Source organism: Anabaena sp. CCY 9402-a, assembly GCF_963920945.1.
GTDB classification, from domain to species: Bacteria; Cyanobacteriota; Cyanobacteriia; order Cyanobacteriales; family Nostocaceae; genus Trichormus; species Trichormus minutissimus.
In genome coordinates this window covers 98,921-111,876 of sequence record NZ_CAWUDL010000007.1, presented here as the reverse complement: position 1 = coordinate 111,876, position 12,956 = coordinate 98,921, and the positions used below count along the sequence as shown (strand labels likewise).

General features: G+C 44.8%; 15 protein-coding genes. 6 read left to right on the top strand and 9 right to left on the bottom strand.

Features of this window, described 5'->3' with window-relative positions; genetic code table 11:
• Positions 1-202: 202 nt before the first annotated feature.
• The 3 genes from ACM0OR_RS04755 (at position 203) to ACM0OR_RS04745 (ending at position 2,302) form a co-directional block, all read left to right on the top strand.
• Positions 203-817 carry a HEAT repeat domain-containing protein gene (locus ACM0OR_RS04755; protein ID WP_414575202.1) on the top strand — a complete coding sequence of 205 codons (615 nt, stop codon included), beginning with the start codon at positions 203-205 and terminating at the stop codon, positions 815-817.
• A gap of 95 nt (positions 818-912) precedes the next feature.
• A complete protein-coding gene (locus ACM0OR_RS04750; RefSeq protein WP_414575201.1) occupies positions 913-1,065 on the top strand; it encodes a hypothetical protein in 153 nt (50 codons plus the stop codon).
• A 43-nt stretch (positions 1,066-1,108) separates the two neighbouring features.
• A complete protein-coding gene (locus ACM0OR_RS04745) occupies positions 1,109-2,302 on the top strand; it encodes a class I SAM-dependent methyltransferase (protein WP_414575200.1) in 1,194 nt (397 codons plus the stop codon).
• 77 nt (positions 2,303-2,379) lie between these two features.
• Here the strand turns inward: ACM0OR_RS04745 and ACM0OR_RS04740 are convergent, their stop codons facing one another.
• Positions 2,380-2,535: a hypothetical protein gene (locus ACM0OR_RS04740; RefSeq protein WP_414575199.1), complete on the bottom strand. Its 156-nt coding sequence runs from the start codon at positions 2,533-2,535 to the stop codon at positions 2,380-2,382.
• Positions 2,536-2,678: 143 nt separating this feature from the next.
• On the opposite strand from ACM0OR_RS04740, the gene ACM0OR_RS04735 reads away from it, so the two are divergent.
• Both ACM0OR_RS04735 and ACM0OR_RS04730 read left to right on the top strand, forming a co-directional pair.
• Positions 2,679-3,638, top strand: coding sequence for an orange carotenoid-binding protein (locus tag ACM0OR_RS04735; protein ID WP_323265295.1), 960 nt, complete (start codon positions 2,679-2,681; stop codon positions 3,636-3,638).
• Between the two features lie 340 nt (positions 3,639-3,978).
• Positions 3,979-4,305: a hypothetical protein gene (locus ACM0OR_RS04730; protein WP_190703010.1), complete on the top strand. Its 327-nt coding sequence runs from the start codon at positions 3,979-3,981 to the stop codon at positions 4,303-4,305.
• Here ACM0OR_RS04730 and ACM0OR_RS04725 read toward each other — a convergent pair whose 3' ends face one another.
• From ACM0OR_RS04725 to ACM0OR_RS04690, 8 genes are all read right to left on the bottom strand, one after another.
• Positions 4,306-5,259 (bottom strand): HEAT repeat domain-containing protein, encoded by a 954-nt coding sequence (locus ACM0OR_RS04725; RefSeq protein ID WP_414575198.1) that lies wholly within the window; start codon positions 5,257-5,259, stop codon positions 4,306-4,308.
• Between the two features lie 8 nt (positions 5,260-5,267).
• Positions 5,268-5,492, bottom strand: coding sequence for a hypothetical protein (locus ACM0OR_RS04720; RefSeq protein ID WP_323265297.1), 225 nt, complete (start codon positions 5,490-5,492; stop codon positions 5,268-5,270).
• A 145-nt stretch (positions 5,493-5,637) separates the two neighbouring features.
• On the bottom strand, positions 5,638-6,462 hold the full coding sequence (locus tag ACM0OR_RS04715) for a HEAT repeat domain-containing protein (RefSeq protein ID WP_323265298.1): 825 nt from the start codon (positions 6,460-6,462) through the stop codon (positions 5,638-5,640).
• 51 nt (positions 6,463-6,513) lie between these two features.
• Positions 6,514-7,344 carry a HEAT repeat domain-containing protein gene (locus ACM0OR_RS04710; protein ID WP_323265299.1) on the bottom strand — a complete coding sequence of 277 codons (831 nt, stop codon included), beginning with the start codon at positions 7,342-7,344 and terminating at the stop codon, positions 6,514-6,516.
• A gap of 143 nt (positions 7,345-7,487) precedes the next feature.
• Positions 7,488-7,976 carry a phycocyanin subunit alpha gene (gene cpcA / locus ACM0OR_RS04705; RefSeq protein WP_190703001.1) on the bottom strand — a complete coding sequence of 163 codons (489 nt, stop codon included), beginning with the start codon at positions 7,974-7,976 and terminating at the stop codon, positions 7,488-7,490.
• A 96-nt stretch (positions 7,977-8,072) separates the two neighbouring features.
• Positions 8,073-8,591 carry a phycocyanin subunit beta gene (locus tag ACM0OR_RS04700; RefSeq protein WP_190702999.1) on the bottom strand — a complete coding sequence of 173 codons (519 nt, stop codon included), beginning with the start codon at positions 8,589-8,591 and terminating at the stop codon, positions 8,073-8,075.
• Positions 8,592-9,165: 574 nt separating this feature from the next.
• Positions 9,166-9,912 carry a phycoerythrobilin:ferredoxin oxidoreductase gene (locus tag ACM0OR_RS04695; RefSeq protein ID WP_414575197.1) on the bottom strand — a complete coding sequence of 249 codons (747 nt, stop codon included), beginning with the start codon at positions 9,910-9,912 and terminating at the stop codon, positions 9,166-9,168.
• A 116-nt stretch (positions 9,913-10,028) separates the two neighbouring features.
• Positions 10,029-10,763, bottom strand: a complete 735-nt coding sequence (locus ACM0OR_RS04690; RefSeq protein ID WP_414575196.1) for a 15,16-dihydrobiliverdin:ferredoxin oxidoreductase — start codon at positions 10,761-10,763, stop codon at positions 10,029-10,031.
• Between the two features lie 125 nt (positions 10,764-10,888).
• On the opposite strand from ACM0OR_RS04690, the gene ACM0OR_RS04685 reads away from it, so the two are divergent.
• Positions 10,889-12,850, top strand: coding sequence for a protein phosphatase 2C domain-containing protein (locus ACM0OR_RS04685; protein ID WP_414575195.1), 1,962 nt, complete (start codon positions 10,889-10,891; stop codon positions 12,848-12,850).
• Positions 12,851-12,956 lie beyond the last annotated feature (106 nt).

Below are 12,956 nucleotides of genomic sequence, written 5' to 3'. Positions count from 1 at the left end.
GAGTAATGAGTAATGAGTAATGAGTAATGAGTAATGAGTAATGAGTAATGAGTAAGGGGTAAGGGGTGCTGTTAGCGGTAGCGAGGCGTTTAGCCAGTGCTGAGTTATGTTAGCGGTAGTGGGGCGTTTAGCCGGTGCTGAGTCAAGATTTTATTGCACATTATTTGCACATTTTTGATAATCTATTTTGTTAAAATTTGTTATGTCTACAGAAGAATTATTCCAACAACTTAAACACCCCAACCCACACCTGCGCGACCTAGCAATGTGGGCTTTGGCTGAGAATCCTGATGCAACAACGATTCCCCGACTGATGAGCATTCTTGATGAGGAAAATACCACCTATCGACGAGCAGCTGTGAAAGCTTTAGGCGCGATCGGCCATGATGCGGTAACTCCTCTGGTTGCAGCTTTGCTTAACAGTGAAAATGTCACAGTACGGGGAAGTGCCGCCAAAGCACTGGCTCAAGTGGCGATTAATCATCCAGATGTTCCCTTTTCAGAAGAAGGTGTGCAGGGTTTAAAGACTGCCCTCAATGACTCCAATCCTGTGGTGCATATTGCCGCCGTGATGGCGTTGGGTGAAATTGGTACTCCCGTTGTGGATGTTTTGATTGAAGCATTGCAAACCACAGATAACCCCGCACTGGGAATTTCCCTAGTAAATGCTTTAGCCTCAATTGGCGATCGCCGAGGTGTAGAGGTGTTAACATCTTTAATTCAGGATGAATCTACCGATTCCTATGTCCGCGAGTCAGCGACTAGTGCATTGTCTCGCCTAGAGATGACGGTGAAGTTTCAGAGAGGAGAACAATAATAGGTGACAGGGGACAGGTGACAGGGGATAGGAAAAAAATTTGGGTTTGTAAAATGTAAAGATAAACTGCAAAAAGTTTCTTTATCCTAATAACCGTGAATCTCCAAACCGACGCAGACAAACCACAAGCCAGCACCAGTCAAAATATTGCTCCAGAAACAGAAAAAATTCTCTGTCCTCATTGTCAGCGCACAGCTACAAACGGCATCAAATGTAAGGGGCTTTGTGTAGCTGACAGTGACTATTAAGGCATTAAATTAAAAAATCAAATCTTATTACTCTACTCCAGCCATGTCAGATTCTCAAACAATTAGTGCAGCAGTTGCCAAACTCTACAATACCTATCCATTCCCGCCAGAACCGTTATTAGATGAACCACCTCCGGGTTATAACTGGCGTTGGAACTGGCTGACAGCGTATAACTTCTGCACCGGACAAAAACCCTCACATCACAATGTCCGCATCCTCGATGCTGGCTGTGGAACTGGCGTAGGAACAGAATATTTGGTGCATCTCAACCCTGATGCGGCGGTTGTGGGGATTGATTTGAGTGCTGGCGCATTGGCTGTAGCTAAAGAGCGTTGCCAAAAATCAGGGGCTACAGGGGTAGAATTTCATCACCTGAGTTTATTTGATGCCGAGCAGCTTCCGGGTGAGTTTGATTTGATTAACTGTGTGGGAGTTCTGCACCATACCCCTGATCCGATTCGCGGGATTCAAGCTTTAGCCAAGAAGTTAGCCCCTGGTGGGATCATGCACATTTTTGTGTACGGTGAACTGGGACGTTGGGAAATCAAGTTAATGCAAGAGGCGATCGCACTACTACAAGGTGAGAAACGCGGTGATTATACTGACGGTGTAGCAGTTGGGCGACAACTGTTTGCAGCATTACCCGAAGAGAACCGCCTGCGAAAACGCGAACAAGAACGTTGGTCTTGGGAAAATCAACGGGATGGCTACTTTGCAGATATGTATGTGCATCCGCAAGAGATTGATTACAACATCAATACGCTGTTTGAGTTGATTGATGCGTCAGGATTAGAGTTTCTCGGCTTTTCTAATCCGCAGATTTGGGATTTAGAGCGATTGATTAGTAAAGCACCAGAACTAATTGAACGTTCTCAAGATTTGAGCCAACGCCAGCTTTATCGGTTGATTGAACTACTCGATCCGCCAGCCATTACCCACTACGAGTTTTTCTTAGGACGCAGCCCCGTCACCAGAGAAGATTGGGCATCTGATGCCAAGTTGCTGTCTGCAATACCCGAACCAAGTCCTTGCATTCAGGGATGGCGAGATAGTCAACAATTCTTTAATCACGACTATCAGATTGTGCGTCTAAATGATGCAGAATGGCAGTTTCTCCTCGCCTGTGATGAGAATCAAACAGTCAATCAAATCTTGCAGAGAATTGACGCTAGTTTAGAGAATGTGCGATCGCTCCAACGGCAGCAAATCATTCTCCTCACTGCCAAAACAGAGTAGTCAAGACTCTATCAGCAACCGTTTTAATGGTGTGCGATGACTAGGGCGTAGCGATCGCTGATGAATTGCAAATAGTCTCAATTAACCACTATTTCATGGTTGCTAGTTGATGTTATCACCGAAATTGGCGATCGCATCACTATATAGATATTAGCGTGCCAAAATACCCCACCTTCCAGAGCGATGGGATATTTTTTCTTTGCAAGTAAGCTTTTTCCTGCTATTGCTGTCAAAACAGCTACAAAATTTCATTAACTTTGTTTACTTTTTGTTACAAATAGTTAATAATACTAGTTATGTATACATTAATTAAAGCTGTAAACGCTTTTTAAGCGTTTAGCTTGATACTCATTAAACCCATAGTCAAGGTACACCTATGCCTTTTACCATTGATTCAGCTCGTGGTATTTTTCCCGAAACGCTTGCTGCCGATTTAGTCCCAGCAACCATTGCCCGCTTCGGTCAACTTAATGCTGAAGATCAGCTAGCTCTCATTTGGTTTGCTTACCTGGAAATGGGTAAAACAATCACCATTGCTGCACCAGGAGCAGCAAACATGGTATTTGCAGAAGGAACATTGAATCAACTGAAGCAAATGTCGTTCCGGGAACAAACTCAGGTGATGTGCGACCTAGCAAACCGTGCTGATACGCCTATTTGTCGTGCCTACGGAATATGGTCTGCCAATATCAAGCTTGGTTTTTGGTATCAGTTGGGACAGTGGATGGAGCAAGGTATTATCGCTCCGATTCCAGAAGGATATCGGCTATCGGCAAATGCCGCAGCAGTTCTACAAGCAATTCGTGGTCTAGAGTCTGGACAGCAAATTACCGTTCTGCGTAATTCTGTACTTGATATGGGTTTTGACCCCAATAAGTTGGGCAGCTACACCAAAGTGAGTGAAGCTGTTGCTGTGCCGAAAGAAATGGCTGAACGGATTCCAGTCGCTATTGAAGGTGTTGATAATCCCACCATCCTAAGTTACATGGATAACTTAAATGCCAATGACTTTGATGCGTTGATAGAGTTATTCACTCCCGATGGTGCATTACAACCTCCTTTTCAAAAACCGATCGCAGGTAAGGATGCCGTCTATCGTTTTCTGAGAGAAGATTGTCAAAACCTGAAGTTGATACCAGAGCGTGGTGTTTCTGAACCCGCAGAGGATGGCTACACTCAAATCAAAGTCACAGGTAAAGTACAAACTCCTTGGTTCGGTGCTGGTGTTGGGATGAACATGGCATGGAGATTCTTACTTACTCCTGATAATAAAATCTTTTTCGTAGCGATCGACTTACTGGCATCTCCAAAAGAGTTGCTCAATTTGGTTCGCTAGTACGGGAGTAATTCTCCTTTTATACTGTTAAAGAAATACACTTGGAAAATGGGGAGATAGGCTTATTAAGCTCATCTCCCCACTCATCCTAAATCTGTGGTCTGATTCAGTACACTAGACCTCTTGCAAAAGTCCGAAAATGAGATGTGTCATTCTGAACGAAATGTAGAATCTTTGAGATGTTTCGCTTCGCTCAACATGACAGCTTCAGCATTTATGCAAGAGGTACACTCTCTACAATCAGGGCATAGCATTGTCTTGTCCTGTAACGTCCGTATAAAATCTGTAATTAATATAGGTAGAGATACTCTTGCTAAAAAGGGTATCTTAAGATAAGCGCATGAAGGTAAACGAAGTTAGTTGGTCTGATTTAGAACAAGAAGTTGCTCAAACCGCATTTCAAACAGCATACGAGCGGGAAATCAACGCTCTGATTCAGGAGGTTCGCGACAACGCGGATAAGGTTTGCAAGTTAGAAGATATCTGGAGTTTGCATAACTTTCTCAGTGCCAAAAGACACGAGATTGATGGCAAGTATGATTACAACTATTCAGTTCTCGTATTTGTGTTTGCAACTCTGGTGAAACAGGGATGGTTACATTTGGATGAACTGAAGGGACTTGATAAGGAGAAGGTTGCTAAGATTGGCTCTCTTTCCCGGATGTAGCTACCAGTCATCTTCTGATTGGCGTTCAATTTGCGCGATCGCTAGTTTAGCCAAAATTCGCACTACTTCTTGTTGATCATTAAGAACTGCCTGTAATGGTTCTAACGCACTGCGATCGCCAATTTTGCCGAGGGAATTAATTGCCGCCTTCCTCACGTCTAAATCAGTATCTTGAATTGCCAGAATTAAATGGGGAACAGAAGGGGGATAATTCACTTGTCCCAGTGCTGATGCTGCTTCTGTACGAATCACCGATTCTGGGTCAGTTAAGGCTGAAACCAGAAGGTTGCACGACTTTTCGTCTGACTGCTCCTGCGCTACATGACCCAAAGCCCCAATTACAGCACATCGCACATCAAGGGAAGCGGCGTTCAATGCTTCGTACAGATAGTCTGCTGCTTCTGAGCCAATAAACGCCAATGCCCATGCAGCGTGACCTTTAATATCTTCAGAATGCTCGTTGGATGCCAGAATTTCAAGCAACGCGGGTACAGCAGCTTCTCCTGTTCTTGCTAACGCTCCAGCAGATGAACTTCTGACTACCGTATCCTCATCGTTCAGAAAGGCATGAAGCAAGTTTGGTACAGCACTTGAGTCAGAGATGATTGTAAGTGTTTTAGCCGCAGCCCGCCGCACAACGACATTAGCATGATTTGCTAGAGCCTCAACTAGAAATGGGGTTGCCGGTTCACCAATTTCGCCCAAGGTTTCGGCAAACCGCAGTCGCACCAATCCACGGGTATCTCCCAAACCTTCCACCAGTTGTTTAAGAACTTTCTGATCTGTAGAGTCGAAGGTTTCTAGAGTAATCTGCTCATTCACCCTCTGAACCAGATCATCATTTTCAGCCTGAACTCGCAGCATTGGATCATCCATTGCTGGAGTTTTAGAGTTGAGCGAGTGACTCATCACAAATTCCCTATCACCGTGATTGTTAAATGATCTAGTTACCATCGGTCAAATTAGACTGATTGCTGCTGGCGGAGTGCCTCCAGAGTTGCATCAATCTGGGCTAGCTGAGGTTGCAGACTAGCAAGTGCTTGTGCCTTCATGATTTTAGCGCGTTGTGCCATTGATAGGGTGTCACTAACCAGGCGTTCCCGATATTGTTCCAATTCAGCGATCGCTTCGGTCAATTCTTCAGGGTTAGCTTCATCGATTGAGGTAATTTCTGTATTATCAGCCATATTTGTTGTGTTTCCTAAAGTACAGATTTTAAATGTTCATGTTCGATTTTCTCAGATCCAGTTACCAAAGGGCAAACCTTTTAAACTTGTATAGAGACGTAGCGATGCTCCGTCTCTACAATTTTTTTTGGAGATGTCTGATAGGTTAAGCATCACCAGTCTTTTGATTGATCGCCACGACCAGTTCTCGATATCGACGTGGATCTCCTTCTGCTAACACTTGCCGTTCCTGGTCTTTGCGCCCGTACAAACCCTCCATAATCCTCTGCCAGTCCATAGAGGACAATGGTGAGGGTTGATCGTCTATTATTTGGGGCTGAACTGGAACAGTTTCTGCTTGGAGGTGCTGCTGTGCCATCCAGACACGCCCACGCACTGCCCAACTTTCATCCTTGACAGCCATTTGTTCAAACTGTGAGTGGATTTGCGATCGCCACTCTGGATAAGTCACGGCAATTGCATCGGCCAGAAACTGTAAGCCGACTACGGCTGAATAGCGTACCACCCACTCGTCATCTTCCTGAGCCACAAATAGCAGGGCATCCATTGCTTCTGCTTGGGCAATTTCTAAGAGTTCATCAGGAAACCAGTGCCACTTCATCATTCCTAGACCTCTAGCAGCAGCCCGTCTGACACTGAGGGCAAAGTCAGCCGTGGCTGCTCCCAACAAGGTCAATAACCCTCTGGGGTCGCCAATTCCTGCCAAGGCGCGGATTGTCCAAGCTCTGGCGGTGTAGTTATGGTTATCCAGTAGCTCCAACAGAAACGGTACTGCGGGTTCTCCAAGTTGAATTAACCCATCCACAGCCGCCACGGCTGCACCTGGATTGTTGTAGCTCAAAGAGGCAATCAAGGTGGGAATTGCTCCTTCTAAACGAGCCTCTGCCAAGTTTTTTACAGCTTCTTGCAAAAGGAGAGAAGAATCTGCGTCTTCTACTGCACGAATTAGAGTGTCAAGGTAATCAGCCATGAGGGAGAAGGGACGCGATAAGTTATACCTTTTACATTTTCGCTCTTTCTGCTACAATAGCGCATCCATTAATTTCATTACTTTTATTGCCCCTGGGGATAAATCGGGTGGTGTAGACTGTAGCAATTGCTTTTCCAGTAAACCCTTGAGGGAAATTAGCTTGAGGCTGTTTTCTGCCAGAGTCTCAGAAATCGCTTCGGCTGCTGGTAAATACCCAATTGCTCCCAAATCTGCCAAAACTGCCCGACGTAGCTGCAAATCTTGGTGAGCTAGTGCTTGGATGAGGCGATCGCCATACTGATTGGATATTTCAGTTGCTTCTGAGGTTAGCTGATACATTGCCCGTGCTGCGGCATACTGAATCCGGGGAATGAAGTGATCTAAAAATGTTTCAATCAAGGGAATGGCATCGATTGCCCCCAATGTTCCCAATGCTTCTAGAATGGCATCGAAGGGTTGGGTAAGCTGGGGTGGTTCTGGTGCTGGTAGCGTTCCCGGAACTTGATTATTGAGCAACTCGATCAGCCTAGGAATACAGGATAAGTCTCCTAACATCTCTAGAGATTGGGCTGCGGCTTCCCTAACATAGAAATCAGAGCATTCCAGCGACCGGATCAATGCCGGAACTGCCCGTTTTCCCCCCAGTTTTCCTAATGCTCTCGCCGCATTTCGCCGCAGGGGATAGCCACCAGCATTGGTGCGATCTTCATCGTCTTCTAGTGCTGTAATCAATACATCAATGGCTTCTGGGACATCCACCCGAAACCGTCCTAACCACCAAGCAGCATACACGCGCAATCCCAAATCTTCACCCTGGAGATTTGCGATCGCCTGCTCTACAGTTAATTGGTTATCATCTCGAATGCTAGATTCGTTGTCCATAGAGAATCTTCAAAAATTCAAAATCCAAAACTAACAAATCTACTTGACTTTTGAATTTTAACTATAAAAAACAATACCCGGAGCGGTAAACAATCACTAACTTCTGTCAGTCATTGCATACCCCTCCGGGTCGAAGCAGCTTACTAGCTGAGTGCGTTGATAGCGTAGTCGATGTAGGAGTTTGCTTCAACAGCAGGATCACCACTCAAACCGTGGTTAGCTTTGATATATTTCAGAGCTTCAACATACCAGCTAGGAGATAGATCAAAGGTGCGGTTGATTTCAGCAATACCACCGATTAGGTAGTCATCCATTGGGCCTGTACCACCAACAACTAGGCAGTAAGTAACCATACGGAGGTAGTAGCCGATGTCACGAACGCACTTGTCTTTGCCAGTTTGGGTAGAAGCAAAGTTAGGGCCAGAGGTGCTGGTGGTGTAGGGGTATTTGCTGTATACAGCATTAGCAGCACCAGAAGCTAGACTAGAAGCCTTTTCGCTCAATCCTTTTGCAGCTTCTAAGCTTGCTTTAGCTTGGCGGAAACGACCAAATGCGGTTTGGATTTCGGTGGAGCTGAGAAAGCGTCCTTGGGAATCAGCAGCAGCTACTGCTTCGGTCAAAGGGGTTTTCATGTTAGATTTTCTCCCAATAATCTTGTTTGATGAAATGGCTTTTAGCAATCGCTTCAGCTATCTGAAGCTGATTAAAAAAATCGATGAATAGCTGATTTAGGAAACCGCAGAAGCAGCTTTGTCAAAATAGCTTGCTACTTCAGACATGAGGCTGGCACAGTCGCCTCTGGAGATACCATTGGTGTCGCCTGCGATCGCAACCGCAGCATCTTTCATCTTTTGAACGCCTGCTGCTACAGAAGCACCGGGAGTTCCTAGAGCCAAGTATGTTTCTCTCAGACCGTTGAGGCAGCGATCGTCTAGAATGCTTGCATCTCCAGCGAAAATAGCGTAGGTGATGTAGCGCAAGATGATTTCCATGTCGCGCAGACAAGCAGCCATCCGACGGCTAGTGTAAGCATTACCACCAGGAGCAATCAACTGGGGCTGCTCTGCAAACAGAGAACGAGCTGCATTTGCCACAATTGTGGATGAATTGCTGGTAATACGGTTCACAACGTCCATGCGCTTGTTGCCATCAGAAACGATTGCACTCAAAGCATCCAGTTGAGAAGAACTCAGGTATTCACCCCGTGCATCAGCCTGGGAGACAACCTTTGCAAATGCGTCGAACATAAACTCAATCTCCTAATTCGTTTAAGTTGCGGACAATTTAGGTCAAAACAAAATTCGGTTAGCTTAGACTAAACAAGCCTTAAACAGCCGAAAAAAATATAGAACAGTGACCTGCGAGATGCGTTCCTTCCTTCCCACAAGGAAGCTTGGAAACTTTTACAGTTCTTAATAATTATAGAACTTGACTCATCAGGCAACCAAACAAGTTGCACCTGTTTTGTCTATATTTTTGTTTATACTATGTCGTTGGATCATTATTTATTACAAATTATCAAGAACTTTTTACAATGGCGGAAAAACTTAACTGGTGAGGAATGCAATTCAGTATCAAAGGCAGAGTATACATACCTCTGGCTGAAGATTAGCTCTAAATCTTTACGTTTGTACAGTAAAAAGAAATATGAACAGGAGTGTAAAGAAACATTACAATCCTGATTTTGTTCTTGAGTGCTGAGTGCTGAGTGCTGAGTGCTGAGTGCTGAGTGCTGAGTGCTGAGTGCTGAGTAGTGAGTAGTGAGTGGGTGGGCATTGTATTTTTCTCCCCCTGCTCCCCCTGCTCCCCCTGCTCCCCCTGTCACTTCGTTGCAGCTAACTTTCGTTCCAAGTCGAACAAAAAGCCGTGGATATATTCTTCTGTCCACTCAGTACCGTAAAAACGGGTGAACATTCCCCGTGCTGGGTCTTTTTCTGCCCGGTAGTGCAGATAACGCAGTTGAGCTTCCTGAATATCTGCTCTTTGTCGGGAGTCGGTTACGGGTTCTGCTTGGTCAACAAAATCCAGGTATGCCTGGAGATAGTCCTTAAAAGCCGCAAAAACATGGGTTTCCACCACCTCAGTTTGCTGGGGTCGAGTCCAGAGAAACGCGGGAGAGAAAAAGGGCTGGGCTTCTGCGGGGAAGTCGCCGCCCCAGGGTAAATGCTGCTGATATGCCTGAAAAATTGGCAGTATGGGCTGGGTATATTTCCCTTGATACTCTAGATCATCCCGAAATAGGGGTTGCATATCCAGCGCGATTAAGTGACCTCCTGGCAAGGTAACTAAATCTGCTCCAAAGAAGGGCAGGTCATAGTTGAGGTGTGGGAAAATCACAAAATTTAACACTTGCAGCGAGTTACCCCCCTGGACATGGGCGGCTCGGATTTGCCGGAGTTTGGGAGATTGATAAGCGTAGCTGGTGGTTAAAACTTCTTCTTGATGTTTACCTTTGCCTACCATTGCCTGTTTTGACTCAAACCCAACGGGAATGGGATAAGGCTGCAAGTCTAGACGTTCGTGTAAAAGCGCGATCGCGTAATCCAAAAATGGCTGATAGAGAGTCACGTCGCTTTGCTCCAAATTCAAAATTAACAATCACGATACATAAATCGCGCAGCACTACTAATCGCCGGGTGTGATCTGGGGTGGTATCGTTTGCTATTGCATTTAGTAAATTCAAATTACTTTTTGGCTGCCTTAGTCGCTAACGGTACAGCATCCTCAAACAAAAATTCATGCAAAAACCGCTCTGACCATTCATGTCCAAAATAGCTACTAAACAAACCAGAGGCTGGGTCACGTTCGGCACTGTATTGGTCATAATCCTTTTGGGCTTTGACAATCCGTTGAATGTCTGATTGATCAGTCAGGGGTTTAGCTTCTGCGAGCATCTGCCAGTACAGATTTAAATAATCTTTGAATGCCTCAAACACCCGCGTTTTCACCGTTTCTGCATCGGTTTTGGCAAACAACAGATATTTTGAGAAATATTGGTTCGCATCATAAAATTTCATTTCCAGGTCTTGTACAAGGTCTGGATACTTCTGATGTAATGTCTGCAAAGGGTGGATGTACTTTCTCAGGTAAGCTTCATCCTGAAATAAAGGCTGGAAATCCATGACAATCAGATTTTTGATCTGACCGAAAGACAGAAAGTCGATGCCAAGTAAGGGTAACTCGTAGTAGTGATTAGGATAAATTACACTATTAAGGATCTGGGCGCTTGCGCCTGCATCAATGTAAGTATAGCGGATTTTCCGATACTCAGGACACTGATAGCACCAGCTCTGAATGGTAGCGGGATTTCTACCGCGATCGCTCACCTGATACTCTAGTCCTGCCGGGATTGAGCGACTCTGCAATTTAAACCTTTGAAACAGGGATTGTTCCAGATGCTCAAGGAAGCACTTATACATAAGATTTATAGACTCATTTGCCTTAACCTCTGACAATACGGGATTTTTGAACAAGCCGTCTCAAATAAGTTAAACAAAGTAACGATCCTTAACGTGATAACACCAATTTTTAAATTAATACTTTTATGATTTCTACAGAGCAAGTAATTTATTGTATTAATCCCAACTGCGATCGCCCGATTAATTCTGTGGGTGATATTGTTTGTGCCAATTGCCAAACTCCCTTGGTTTACCGTTATCTCTGGGCTACTGGCTCATTAGCAGCTAAGATTAACCCAGGTATAAAAGTAGCAGATAGATATCAGGTAATAGCACCTCAAGTTTGGCTAGACACTCAGTCGGGATTGTCGCCAGATGTCCCCAAAGAATTACCAGACGTAATTATCCCCTACCTCCGTTTATACCCAGAGCATTTGCATCTCCCCCAAGCCTATGGATTTGTTTCTTCTGGGGAAGAAGGCCAAGATGATATCCTCTTACTAGAAAATGTCCCCATAGATAAACAGGGAAATCTCTATCCCTCTGTTAGTGGTGCGTGGGAACAAGCAACAGCAGTCAGACAAGTCTACTGGCTTTGGCAAATTCTCCAACTTTGGAAACCTTTATCAGAACTAGGACTTGGGCAAAGTCTATTGATTGCAGATAACCTGCGAGTCCAGGGTTGGTGTGTGCGACTATTAGAACTCCACGCCATCACAGTTACAGAACAGCCTAGTTTGGGGGATTTAGCCCATGCTTGGCAGCCTCTAGTGGCATCTGCCAAAATCCCAGTTGCCGGAGAATTAAGCAACATAGTCCAGCAGATGAATCACTCTGACATAGAGTTAGATACTATTGCTACTCAACTCAATACCTTGTTACTTTCAACCGCAGGCGAATTACCCTTGACTCTCCAGGTAGTAGGTGCGACAGATACAGGAATGCAACTCACACAAAATGAAGATACTTGCTTTCCTCATAGCCTGGATAATTCAGAGGATTCATTACTATCAACTCTGTCAATTGTTTGCGATGGTATTGGCGGACATCAAGGTGGCGAAGTTGCTAGTCAACTAGCAGTGCAGTCCTTAAAATTACAAATGCGTGCTTTATTAGCAGAGGTAGCAGAACAGGCGCAAATATTACCACCCAACTTGTTACAGGAACAACTAGAGGCGTGCTTACGGGTAGTGAATAACGTTATTAGCTACCGCAATGACGAGCAAAAACGCCAAGGTAGAGAACGAATGGCGACAACTATCGTCATGGCTGTACAAGTCCCGCAAAAAGTGCTAACACCATCTGGTTGGCAATCAAAGAATGCCCATGAACTTTACTTGGTGAATGTGGGTGATAGCCGCGCTTACTGGATAACTCATGAATATTGCCAACAATTGACAGTAGATGATGATGTAGCCACTAGAGAAGTTCGTTCGGCACGGAGTTTGTATCATCAAGCACTCCAAAGACCAGATGCTCACGCTCTCACGCAAGCTTTGGGCAGTAAAGATGCCGATTCTCTACGTTTTGGGATTAAACGCTTGATTTTAGAGGAAGATGGCATATTATTACTGTGTTCTGATGGTTTAAGTGATCACAATTGGGTAGAAAAATCTTGGCAGCATTACGCAGTACCTATATTAAAAGGTGAAATGGCGATCGCAGATGCTGTTAATCAATGGATTGAGTTAGCTAACGAAAAAAATGGTCATGATAATATCTCAGTGGTGCTGACCCTCTGCCGTCTCAGTAAAGATTATTTAGTGCCGATTCCTCAGCCACAGCCCCTAGTAGAGATTCCAGAAGAATTAGAACCACCAGAAATAGAAGAATCGGCCTTAGCAGAAATAGCACCCCAATCTACCTTGGCAGAAAGTTCTCAAGCCCTGTTAGATTTAGAACTCACAGAAGAACCCAGTCCACCCCCACCTACAAAACCCAGCCACCGGCGTAAATCTTTATTAGTTGTAGCAGGTGTATTAGCCTTACTAATGGGGAGTACGGGTGTAGGATTATTCGCTTTGTGGCAACTCTATCCACAAACTTTCCAACAAATGTGTCAAAAGTTACCTCAACAAGTAAAGCAATTGTGTCCACCACAGTATTGACAAATGAAGGTAGATACATGATTCAATCGCTACCAATTCCTATTACTGTTGACCAGTTTCTAGACTGGTATCCTTTCAGTGACATGAAAATTGCATTTTTTGCAGT

Bases quoted from the DNA above. Each gene is read 5' to 3' on its own strand.
- ACM0OR_RS04700 (WP_190702999.1), bottom strand. From the start codon at position 8,591: ATGTTCGACGCATTTGCAAAGGTTGTCTCCCAGGCTGATGCACGGGGT.
- ACM0OR_RS04690 (WP_414575196.1), bottom strand. From the start codon at position 10,763: ATGTATAAGTGCTTCCTTGAGCATCTGGAACAATCCCTGTTTCAAAGG.
- ACM0OR_RS04745 (WP_414575200.1), top strand. From the start codon at position 1,109: ATGTCAGATTCTCAAACAATTAGTGCAGCAGTTGCCAAACTCTACAAT.
- ACM0OR_RS04715 (WP_323265298.1), bottom strand. From the start codon at position 6,462: ATGGCTGATTACCTTGACACTCTAATTCGTGCAGTAGAAGACGCAGAT.
- cpcA (WP_190703001.1), bottom strand. From the start codon at position 7,976: ATGAAAACCCCTTTGACCGAAGCAGTAGCTGCTGCTGATTCCCAAGGA.
- ACM0OR_RS04710 (WP_323265299.1), bottom strand. From the start codon at position 7,344: ATGGACAACGAATCTAGCATTCGAGATGATAACCAATTAACTGTAGAG.
- ACM0OR_RS04685 (WP_414575195.1), top strand. From the start codon at position 10,889: ATGATTTCTACAGAGCAAGTAATTTATTGTATTAATCCCAACTGCGAT.
- ACM0OR_RS04735 (WP_323265295.1), top strand. From the start codon at position 2,679: ATGCCTTTTACCATTGATTCAGCTCGTGGTATTTTTCCCGAAACGCTT.
- ACM0OR_RS04720 (WP_323265297.1), bottom strand. From the start codon at position 5,492: ATGGCTGATAATACAGAAATTACCTCAATCGATGAAGCTAACCCTGAA.
- ACM0OR_RS04755 (WP_414575202.1), top strand. From the start codon at position 203: ATGTCTACAGAAGAATTATTCCAACAACTTAAACACCCCAACCCACAC.
- ACM0OR_RS04725 (WP_414575198.1), bottom strand. From the start codon at position 5,259: ATGGTAACTAGATCATTTAACAATCACGGTGATAGGGAATTTGTGATG.
- ACM0OR_RS04730 (WP_190703010.1), top strand. From the start codon at position 3,979: ATGAAGGTAAACGAAGTTAGTTGGTCTGATTTAGAACAAGAAGTTGCT.